Genomic DNA, 10357 nt, shown 5'->3' on the forward strand with positions numbered 1-10357 from the left:
TGAAAGCATCTAAGCATGAAGCCCCCCTCGAGATGAGATTTCCCATCACGTAAGTGAGTAAGATCCCTAGAAGATGACTAGGTAGATAGGTCAGAGATGGAAGCATGGCGACATGTGGAGTTGACTGATACTAATCGATCGAGGACTTAACCACAAAGAGTCATATTTATATGAACAACAATTGGTCGGTATTCGGCTTTCTTGACATCAATTCTTTATCTAGTTTTGAAGGAACAATCCCTTCAATTGAATATTCGTCTGGTGAYAATGGCGAAGAGGTCACACCCGTTCCCATGCCGAACACGGAAGTTAAGCTCTTCAGCGCCGATGGTAGTTGGGGGATCTCCCCCTGTGAGAGTAGGACGTCGCCAGGCAAATAGTAGAAGAGTAGCTCTTAGGGGCTGCTCTTTTTTTGTTTTGTTTTTTTGTTCGAAGAACATAAGGAATAATTTAACCGATCTCTCCTCGACCGAGTGCGAGGGTAGGGAGGAGCAAGAAGGTCGAGGACGCGAGGGAGTGAAGACCGGAGTGTGGCCCCCACACGAGGATCTGAACGAGTGAAGCGGACGAAGAGATTCGCCGCTCATCACTAGCCGCAGCCTTCAGTGCCGATGGTAGTTGGGGGCTCCCCCTGTGAGAGTAGGACGTCGCCAGGCAAATGTGAAGAAAGAGTAGCTCTTAGGGGCTGCTCTTTTTTTGTTTTGTTTTTTGTTCGAAGAACATAAGGATTGGCATGATCTCTCCTAGACCGCAGTGCGAGGTTAGAGAGGAGTGAGGGAGATGGAATAAAAAGGTAAAAAACGCATAAAAGGAAAAAATGACGCAATTACCTCTGAAAATGACGCAATAATTTCAAAAACGACGCAATCCCTTCCGAAAATGACGCAATTAACTTCTCTTCCACTTCTCAGCTTTGTGAGTTCCCTGATGAAAGGCTAATAATCTTGCAATATTAACCCTTATGTTAATCCAGGGCACGTCTTTTGGTTCTTTTTACTCTGTATCGAAGTGTTTTTTAAGATACTAAAGAATGATAAAACTTTCTTTGTCCTAATAACCAAATCTATTAGAAGTCCGAGATCGGATATCAGTCATCTGACCACCAAGTCATTCCTTCAAACAACAAACCCACCTATTCAATCCACCTATCCCCCCAATCAACATGCCCATCCCACCACCCACTGAAAATTGCTATCTCTCAACCTCGTAACGTATTATTTAAGTAAGAGAGTATAAACAAGGAGAGAAAAACATGACGACAATTTATGATTTCACTGTTAAGAGAGCGAATGGATCTGTGACGTCTCTAGAAGACTACCAGGGCAAAGTGATGCTGATTGTGAACACAGCAAGTAAGTGTGGCTTTACGCCTCAATTTGAAGAGCTTCAGGGCCTGTATGAAGAGTATAAAGAAGAAGGACTCGTTGTACTGGGATTTCCGTGTGATCAATTTATGAACCAGGAGTTCGATAATCAAGATGATATCATGGAGTTTTGTCAGGTGAATTACGGAGTTTCATTTCCGATGTTTGCGAAGGTCGATGTGAAGGGGAAGGAAGCTCACCCACTGTTCACATTCTTAACCCGAGAGAAAAAGGGTGTCCTTCTTTCAAATATTAAGTGGAACTTTACTAAGTTTCTGGTTGGGAAAAATGGTGAGGTATTTGATCGGTATTCTCCTCAAACCAATCCTCGTAAAATTGAGGATGATATTAGAAAGTTACTTCAGGCTGAATAGAGAAAGACGAAAGGCATGACCTTTCTCTTTCTCCTATGTTTTATCCTTCAGGATCTTGAGTAATAGATAGGGTGACTTTTCTGTTGTTACGTTGAGAAAGGTTGTAATGATTGGATAGTCTTCATTGGTACGGTTTTTTAATAATTCCACCCACCATTCGGTTTCGTACCGGGCAATCATGCTTAGGTTATAAAGAATGGCATAGTGGATGAGTACCTCAGGTATACCTGATGCTTCGTTTCGAATTCCCGGCAGTGCCAATAGGTTTTTATTTAAATGCCATCTTACAGGCAGTTGCTCCTCAGTGCTGGCTGCGTGTAACATATCATTTGTAATCTGGATTGAATCACCTGTTATTTTTTCGTTCATGTATTGTTTAAATAAAGACCCGGACATGTGAAAGTGGGATAGTAAGGACTCGTCGATCGTCAGTTCGTGCTGGTTGGTAAACCAAAACATGGTTTTCTTCTTCAGCAGAATAAGAAATGCTTCTTCAAGTTCAGGTATTTGGACAAGCAGGTCTTCCATTTTGTATTTTTCTCCGATGATATGTTTCACGTGGAACACAAGGTCCGAGAAATGTGAGAAGAGCCCGTTTTTCTGAACCTTCACTTCATCCTGTAGAAACCTGTACTGCTGCTTCTTTCTTTTTCTTGAAGTAATCCCATGAGCAAGAACGGTAGTTGTTTCAGGGTATTCCGGATCTTCTGTCAGGACAATCGCCTTAATAAAATGAATGTATCCATAGAAAAGCAATATGGGCTTCAGTGAAAAAGGGGACATCATGGCTTGTTTATAATAAAGTTCTCCTTGTTCTAAGTAATACATGAATGGATAACAGTTTTCATAACTCTTTAATTCAGCTTGAATGGAACCCAGTTTTTCGTAACATTTTTTTAGAAACTTCTGGGAGTATTCCGCTGATTGAAAATAGTGAATGAAGTCCCAGTGCTGATGTATTTCGTTCAAGAGATCACCTTCTAATTATTCTGAAAAGTTAAATTAATCCTATTCTTCTTGACAGTATTTTAACCAATTGATAACCTACTAATAATATTTTGGGACTAGGGAGGCCGAAAACATGTGGGATTCTAAATTTGCTAAAGAAGGTTTAACGTTTGACGATGTGTTATTATTACCAGCTAAATCAGAGGTGTTGCCAAAGGATGTAAACATCTCTGTTGAGTTAACAGAATCAATTAAGCTGAATGTTCCTGTCATCAGTGCAGGGATGGATACTGTAACCGAAGCTGAAATGGCGATTGCCATGGCCCGGACAGGTGGACTCGGTATCATCCACAAGAATATGAGTATTGAACAGCAAGCTGAACAGGTCGATAAAGTAAAACGTTCCGAAAGTGGAGTTATCTCTGATCCATTCTTTTTAACTCCGGATCATCAAGTCTTTTCTGCAGAGCACTTGATGGGCAAATATAGAATTTCCGGTGTTCCGATTGTGAACAACGAGCAAGAGCAGAAGCTTGTCGGGATTTTAACAAATCGTGACCTTCGTTTCATCCAGGATTATTCGATCCAGATTTCGGATGTCATGACGAAGGAAAATCTTGTAACGGCACCAGTCGGCACTACCCTAGAAGAAGCGGAAAAAATTCTTCAGCAATATAAAATTGAAAAGCTGCCTTTGATCGATCAAGAAGGAACACTTAAAGGATTGATCACGATCAAGGATATTGAGAAAGTCATCGAGTTCCCGAATTCGGCCAAAGATGCTCAAGGACGATTATTAGCAGGTGCGGCTGTCGGGATTTCAAAAGATACTTTAACCCGGGTAGAGCATTTAGTGAAAGCCCATGTGGATGTCATTGTAATCGATACGGCCCACGGCCATTCCGCTGGAGTCCTTTCTATTGTTCGTGAAATACGTGAAGCTTATCCAACGTTAAATATCGTAGCAGGTAATGTAGCGACGGCTGAAGCGACAAGAGAATTGATTGAAGCTGGTGCAGATGTGGTCAAAGTGGGAATCGGACCTGGTTCGATCTGTACGACCCGCGTTGTTGCAGGTGTGGGTGTTCCACAAATTACCGCTGTGTATGATTGTGCAACAGAAGCAAGAAAGCATGGTAAGAGCATCATCGCCGATGGAGGCATCAAGTATTCCGGGGATATCGTGAAAGCCCTGGCAGCCGGTGGACATGCAGTCATGCTTGGAAGCTTATTGGCAGGGACATCCGAAAGCCCCGGCGAAACGGAAATTTTCCAAGGTCGACGCTTTAAGGTATACAGAGGGATGGGTTCTGTCAGCTCCATGGAAAAAGGATCGAAGGACCGCTATTTCCAAGAAGAAGCGAAAAAGTTCGTTCCAGAAGGCATCGAAGGGCGTATTCCTTATAAAGGACCTTTAGCCGATACATTGTATCAGCTTGTCGGAGGCTTGCGTTCAGGTATGGGCTATTGTGGAACAAAAGACTTATTCGACTTAAGAGAAAAGGCGCAATTCATTAAAATGACAGGTGCAGGGCTTCGTGAAAGTCATCCTCATGATGTTCAGATTACGAAAGAAGCACCAAACTACTCTTTATAAGAAAATAATGACAAAAGCTGATCAGTTTTTCCTGGTCAGCTTTTTTTTGTGTAAACGAAAGGTTATTCTTCGCCTTTTTTTAGAGGCCGCAAGTCCCTTGACCTATGCCAAAACTAGTCATATTCTCTGTCTATTCTTACCTTTGGAACTATGTTAAAATAACGAAGGTGTACATAAAATCTTGGAGGGCTAACAGTGAAAAGAAGTTGGATTCAAAAATCTTTTGTTTGTATGATGGTTTTTATGATGGCAATGAGTATGGTGCAGAAACCTGCCAATGCTCAAGGTGACTTGGACGTAAACGCAAAAGCTGCGATTTTAGTAGAAGCAAGTACAGGTAAGATTCTGTATGAAAAGAATTCCGACACTGCTCAAGGAATTGCAAGTATGACGAAGATGATGACGGAGTACGTGTTACTTGAAGCGGTAAAAGAAGGTAAAGTGAAGTGGGATCAGACATACACGGTTCCGACAAAAATTTCGAATATGTCCCATAATGATAATTTGAGTAATGTTCCATTAAGAGAAGAGGGTACATATAAAATCAAAGATTTGTATGAGGCCATGGCGATTGAATCTGCAAATGCTGCAGCGATGGCTATCGCTGAAACTGTAGCCGGTTCTCAAGAAAAGTTTGTTAAAATGATGAATGATAAAGCCAAAGAACTGGGCTTGGAAAATTATAAATTTGTCAATGTGACTGGATTGAATAATAAAGATTTAGCTCCTTATGTGGATCAGGTCGTAGGCGGAGCGGATGAAGAAAATGTGATGTCTGCGAAAGATACAGCAACTCTTGCTTATCGATTGATGAAAGATTTCCCTGAAATTCTTAAGACATCAGGTATCGCGAAGAAAACATTCGCTGAGGGTACTGAAGATGCTTTCAATATGAAAAACTGGAACTGGATGCTGCCTGGATTGATTCGTGAATATGAAGGTATGGACGGTTTGAAGACCGGTACGACCGATTTTGCGGGTGGATGTTTCACAGGAACAGCTGAAAGAGATGGAATGCGTTATATTACAGTGGTGATGAACGTGGATATCAGCTCTGGAGAAAATTCTTATGACGCACGATTTAATGAAACAAGAAAAATGTTAGACTACGCTTTTTCTAATTTTACTATGGAAGAAGTCCTTCCTGCTGATTACAAAGTAAAAGGACATAAAACACTTCCAGTACAAAAAGGAAAAGAAAAAGAAGTACAAATCAAAACCGATTCTCCATTAAGCATGGTAGTTAAGAACGGTGAAGAGGATCAATACAAGCCTAAGTTTGTATTGGATAAGAAAAAGCTGAATGATGACGGCGAACTGACGGCTCCTGTTAAAGAAGGGGAAAAGGTCGGGTATGTCATGTTGGAAGCGAAAGGCAAGAAAGATTTAGGTTACCTTACTGATAAAGGGACGAATGCTTCAAAAGCTTCTGTAGTCACAGTGGATGGCGTCGAGAAAGCAAACTGGTTCGTCCTTTCCATGAGAGCCGTAGGTGGTTTCTTCGGAGACATCTGGGATTCCATTACCTCTACAGTTAAAGGCTGGTTCTAAAATTAATGAAACACCAAGACTTATGTTGGACAGGTCTTGGTGTTTTTTATAGTAGAATTATTGTAGGAAACTCTATTGGGGAGGATTAACTGATTTCCATGAAATGCTTGTAGCTCCAGAACGAGCCCCTCCGCTTTTCGTCTTGACATAAGCTTGTTTTTATTGTTTATTTAGCAGTAGGGTTACATAATCATTCCGATTGTTTTAGTCACGTTTTCTTCCTTTTTTGGGAAGTTGTGGGGCAGGCAAGGGATAAATATAAGGGGGATATAGATATGAAGACTGGTACAGATCGTGTAAAAAGAGGTATGGCTGAAATGCAAAAAGGCGGCGTGATCATGGACGTTGTCAATGCAGAGCAGGCAAAAGTTGCCGAAGCTGCAGGTGCAGTGGCGGTAATGGCTTTAGAACGAGTTCCAGCAGACATCCGTGCTGCAGGTGGAGTGGCAAGAATGGCAGATCCTCGTATTATTGAAGAAGTGATGGGTGCCGTGTCGATTCCAGTAATGGCGAAGGCTCGCATCGGTCATATCGTTGAGGCAAGGGTTCTTGAATCAATGGGTGTTGATTATCTTGATGAAAGTGAAGTATTGACGCCGGCTGATGAAGAGTATCATTTAAATAAAAGAGATTTCACGGTTCCTTTCGTATGCGGATGCCGTGATTTAGGTGAAGCTGCCCGCCGAATCGGTGAAGGGGCATCTATGCTTCGTACAAAGGGTGAGCCTGGAACAGGTAACATCGTTGAAGCGGTTCGTCATATGCGTAAGGTCAATGCTCAAGTACGTAAGCTAGTGAGCATGAATGAAGATGAGATCATGACAGAAGCGAAGTTACTGGGAGCTCCATACGAATTATTGTTAGAAATTAAAGAAAATGGTCGTTTACCAGTTGTAAACTTTGCTGCAGGCGGAATTGCCACACCAGCTGACGCTGCTCTTATGATGGAATTAGGGGCTGACGGAGTGTTCGTAGGTTCTGGTATCTTCAAGTCAGAAAACCCAGAGAAATTCGCAAGAGCGATTGTAGAAGCGACTACTCACTACCAGGATTACAAGTTGATCGCAGAACTGTCTAAAGAGCTTGGTGTAGCCATGAAGGGTGTAGAAATTGCTTCTATCCTCCCTGAAAACCGCATGCAAGACCGTGGATGGTAAGGTGTGATTCTATGTTGAACATCGGTGTATTAGGACTTCAAGGTGCCGTCAGGGAGCATGTACGTTCCATTGAAGCCTCAGGTGCCAACGCGATTGTCATTAAGCGTGTAGAGCAACTTGAAGAGATTCAGGGGCTCATCATGCCTGGTGGGGAAAGTACGACGATGAGAAGGTTGATTGACCGCTATGGTTTTATGGAACCGTTAAGACAATTCGCAGCAGCAGGGAAGCCGATCTTTGGAACATGTGCCGGTTTGATTCTGTTAGCGAAGCATGTTGTGGGTTATGAAGAGCCTCATCTTGGGGTGATGGATGTGACGGTGGAGCGTAATTCATTCGGCCGTCAGAAGGAAAGCTTCGAAGCGGACCTTTCGATTGCCCATGTAGGAGAAGGATTCAATGCCGTCTTCATCCGTGCGCCTCATATCGTGGAAGCGGGAGAAGATGTTGAAATCCTGGCGAAGCATAACGAGCGTATCGTGCTTGCCCGCCACGGACAGTTCCTCGGCTGTTCATTCCATCCTGAATTGACGGATGATCATCGTTTGACCGCTTTCTTCGTTAAAATGGTGAAGGAAAGCATGGAGAAAACAATCGCATAATTCTATTGCAAAATGGAAAACATTGTAGTAGATTATGAAATAACCAATAAAAATTTAAATCGTTGATAGGAAATAGTAGTAAAGAAGGCTTGCTAAAGAGAGTCGATGGCCGGTGAGAATCGATGCAGGAGCTTTACGAATCCATCCTTGAGTGAAGTACTGAATGAAGTAGGTATTTTCGGTGATTCCGTTACCATCTCTTAAGAGGAAGATGCGAGAGCGTCTTCAATTAGGGTGGCAACGCGGAAACCTCCGTCCCTTTTACCAGGGATGGGGGTTTTTTATTTTTTTATAAAAAGGAGAGAACCTAACATGTTAGACATTAAGTATTTACGTAACAATTTTCAAGATGTTAAAGGACGACTTCAGCACCGCGGTGAGAACCTGGAGGACTTCGATAAGTTTGAAGAGCTTGATAAGAGAAGAAGAGAGCTCCTTGTGGAAAGTGAAGATCTAAAGAGCAAGCGTAATGAAGTATCACAACAAATTGCCGAGCTGAAAAAAGAGAAAAAAGATGCTCAGGATATGATTCTGGAAATGCGCGAAGTCGGTGCCATGGTAAAAAAATTGGATGATGAATTAAGAGGCATCGAAGAAGAGCTGGAGCGCATCCTTCTTTCTATTCCAAACATCCCCCATGAAACGGTACCTGTTGGGGAAACTGAAGATGATAATATTGAAGCGCGTAAATGGGGAGAGGTTCGGGAATTTGATTTCGAAGCCCAGCCTCACTGGGATGTGGCAACAAATCTTGGGATCCTTGATTTCGAACGTGCAGGGAAAGTGACCGGAAGCCGTTTCGTTTTCTATAAAGGCCTGGGCGCAAGACTTGAAAGAGCTCTTATCAACTTCATGATGGACCTTCACATGGATGAGCATGGCTATACGGAAATGATTCCTCCATTCCTTGTGAATCGGGCGAGTATGACAGGAACAGGTCAACTTCCAAAGTTTGAAGAAGATGCTTTCAGAATCGAGAGTGAGGACTACTTCTTAGTCCCGACGGCAGAAGTACCTGTAACGAATTATCACCGCGATGAGATCCTGAAGGCTGACGAGCTGCCTGTAAGCTATGTGGCATACAGCGCCAACTTCCGTTCTGAAGCAGGGTCTGCAGGACGTGATACCAGAGGGTTGATCCGTCAGCATCAGTTCAACAAAGTCGAGCTAGTGCGCTTTGTGAAGCCTGAGGACTCTTATGATGAGTTAGAGAAATTAACGGGTCACGCTGAAAAAGTTCTTCAGCTACTTGGCCTTCCATACCGCGTATTATCTATGTGTACAGCGGATCTAGGCTTCACTGCAGCCAAGAAATACGATATTGAAGTCTGGATTCCGAGTTACGGGACGTACCGTGAGATTTCTTCTTGCAGTAACTTTGAGAGCTTCCAGGCGAGACGAGCCAATATCCGCTTCAGAAGAGAGCCGAACGCGAAACCTGAACATGTTCATACGTTAAATGGATCTGGTTTAGCAATCGGACGTACAGTAGCCGCAATCCTTGAGAACTACCAGCAGGAAGATGGCAGTGTCAGTGTACCAGAAGCACTTCGTCCATATATGGGTGGAGTGGAAGTCATTAAATAAATCCCTTTTGTTCACGAAAAGAAGTCTCACGTTAATCAGTGAGACTTCTTTTAAATTTTTTATAAAATATGCTTGACTCTTATTTGTACACCATGTTATTATAATTCTTGTCGATACGGAGGAATACCCAAGTCCGGCTGAAGGGATCGGTCTTGAAAACCGACAGGGGTGTAACAGCCCGCGGGGGTTCGAATCCCCCTTCCTCCTCCATTGATTTTTTTATAACCATCGCGCATAAACTTTGGAGATAGAATTCGTTACACTTTGTGTAACGAATTTTTTTGTTTTACCCCCATGTCAAAGGACCTGGTACCTCTTACTTAAGGTTCTCTATGTCTTCTCTTACATGGTGATCGGACGTTTTATCGAGCACACCGATCGCTGTGATATGACTGCGTGCTTCTTCATCCCCCAGCAAGTAAATCTTCGCATAAATATCCCTCATCGATTGATCATAACGGTTATCTTCAGGTGAATTATGATACTGGCGGAAAGGAACTTGAGCACGTCTCATAGTCGACATGTCATCATCATAGTTACCGTTAAAGAGCATTTTAAGCTCATTCACCTCTGTAGGGGTTGCGAATATCCGAAAGCTTGGACTGGCATTTTGATTCGGATCCTGCAGAATATCCCCACTGCTGATATCCACAAAATAGGTTTGTTTCGATTCCATCATCACTTCATCTCCTTCATCGATTGTTTGTTACTACCTATACCTCTTTTCGAATGGAAATAAACGGATGGGTGTTTTGCTCATTTCGTTAAAGAGAGTATAAAAAAAGACTACTCTTGGGTATCGACCCCCAAAAGTTAGAGTAGAAAACTAACTTTTGGGGGTGTTTTTATGGCTAAATATAGTGAGGAATTTAAACTAAAACTTGTCACCGAGTATCTGGATGGCCATCTTGGATATAAATCATTGGCGRAAAAATATAACCTACCCTCTAAGACACCACTACAAGATTGGGTAAGAGCTTATAAAACACAAGGAATAGAAGGTATAAAGCGAAGAGAAATAAACAAAGCGTACTCTGTTCAATTTAAATTAGATACGATACTATTTATGTTAGAGACAGGCGCTTCTTATCAGGAAACTGCGGAACAATTTAAGCTGAACAATCCTTCATTAATTCATTCTTGGACGAAAATATTTAATGAACAAGGAGTAGATGGC

General features: G+C 42.5%; 9 protein-coding genes, 1 tRNA gene, 2 rRNA genes and 1 other annotated feature. Of the genes, 10 read left to right on the forward strand and 2 right to left on the reverse strand.

Going from position 1 to position 10357, the window contains the following annotated elements; translation table 11 throughout:
- The 3 genes from AM506_RS21185 to AM506_RS21195 form a co-directional block, all read left to right on the forward strand.
- Positions 1–154 (forward strand): 23S ribosomal RNA (locus tag AM506_RS21185); the annotation flags it as partial.
- A gap of 103 nt (positions 155–257) precedes the next feature.
- Positions 258–374 (forward strand): 5S ribosomal RNA (gene rrf / locus AM506_RS21190).
- An 878-nt stretch (positions 375–1252) separates the two neighbouring features.
- Positions 1253–1738, forward strand: a complete 486-nt coding sequence (locus AM506_RS21195) for a glutathione peroxidase (RefSeq protein ID WP_060675055.1) — start codon at positions 1253–1255, stop codon at positions 1736–1738.
- Positions 1739–1771: 33 nt separating this feature from the next.
- On the opposite strand, the gene AM506_RS21200 is transcribed toward AM506_RS21195, so the two are convergent.
- Entirely contained in the window at positions 1772–2707 is a 936-nt protein-coding gene (locus AM506_RS21200; RefSeq protein WP_060675057.1) for a YaaC family protein, read from the reverse strand.
- 112 nt (positions 2708–2819) lie between these two features.
- Here AM506_RS21200 and guaB point away from each other — a divergent pair, with 112 nt between their 5' ends.
- The 6 genes from guaB to AM506_RS21230 all read left to right on the forward strand — a co-directional run bounded on the left by guaB (position 2820) and on the right by AM506_RS21230 (position 9390).
- On the forward strand, positions 2820–4283 hold the full coding sequence (guaB, locus tag AM506_RS21205) for an IMP dehydrogenase (protein ID WP_060675059.1): 1464 nt from the start codon (positions 2820–2822) through the stop codon (positions 4281–4283).
- A 231-nt stretch (positions 4284–4514) separates the two neighbouring features.
- Complete coding sequence (locus tag AM506_RS21210; protein WP_200908476.1) at positions 4515–5834, forward strand: D-alanyl-D-alanine carboxypeptidase family protein; 1320 nt, start codon at positions 4515–4517, stop codon at positions 5832–5834.
- A gap of 275 nt (positions 5835–6109) precedes the next feature.
- On the forward strand, positions 6110–6991 hold the full coding sequence (gene pdxS, locus AM506_RS21215; RefSeq protein WP_060675063.1) for a pyridoxal 5'-phosphate synthase lyase subunit PdxS: 882 nt from the start codon (positions 6110–6112) through the stop codon (positions 6989–6991).
- Between the two features lie 11 nt (positions 6992–7002).
- Complete coding sequence (gene pdxT / locus AM506_RS21220) at positions 7003–7593, forward strand: pyridoxal 5'-phosphate synthase glutaminase subunit PdxT (RefSeq protein WP_060675064.1); 591 nt, start codon at positions 7003–7005, stop codon at positions 7591–7593.
- A 53-nt stretch (positions 7594–7646) separates the two neighbouring features.
- Positions 7647–7856: a binding site (T-box leader), on the forward strand.
- A 49-nt stretch (positions 7857–7905) separates the two neighbouring features.
- On the forward strand, positions 7906–9180 hold the full coding sequence (gene serS / locus AM506_RS21225) for a serine--tRNA ligase (RefSeq protein ID WP_060675067.1): 1275 nt from the start codon (positions 7906–7908) through the stop codon (positions 9178–9180).
- A 117-nt stretch (positions 9181–9297) separates the two neighbouring features.
- Positions 9298–9390, forward strand: a tRNA-Ser gene (locus AM506_RS21230).
- 106 nt (positions 9391–9496) lie between these two features.
- Here the strand turns inward: AM506_RS21230 and AM506_RS21235 are convergent.
- Entirely contained in the window at positions 9497–9859 is a 363-nt protein-coding gene (locus AM506_RS21235) for a hypothetical protein (protein ID WP_060675069.1), read from the reverse strand.
- Positions 9860–10027: 168 nt separating this feature from the next.
- On the opposite strand from AM506_RS21235, the gene AM506_RS21240 reads away from it, so the two are divergent.
- On the forward strand, positions 10028–10357 hold a 330-nt coding region (locus AM506_RS21240; protein WP_152968651.1), incomplete at its 3' end, for a helix-turn-helix domain-containing protein.

Origin of the sequence: Rossellomorea vietnamensis, from assembly GCF_001305855.1 — a bacterium.
Lineage (GTDB): Bacteria > Bacillota > Bacilli > Bacillales > Bacillaceae_B > Rossellomorea > Rossellomorea vietnamensis_A.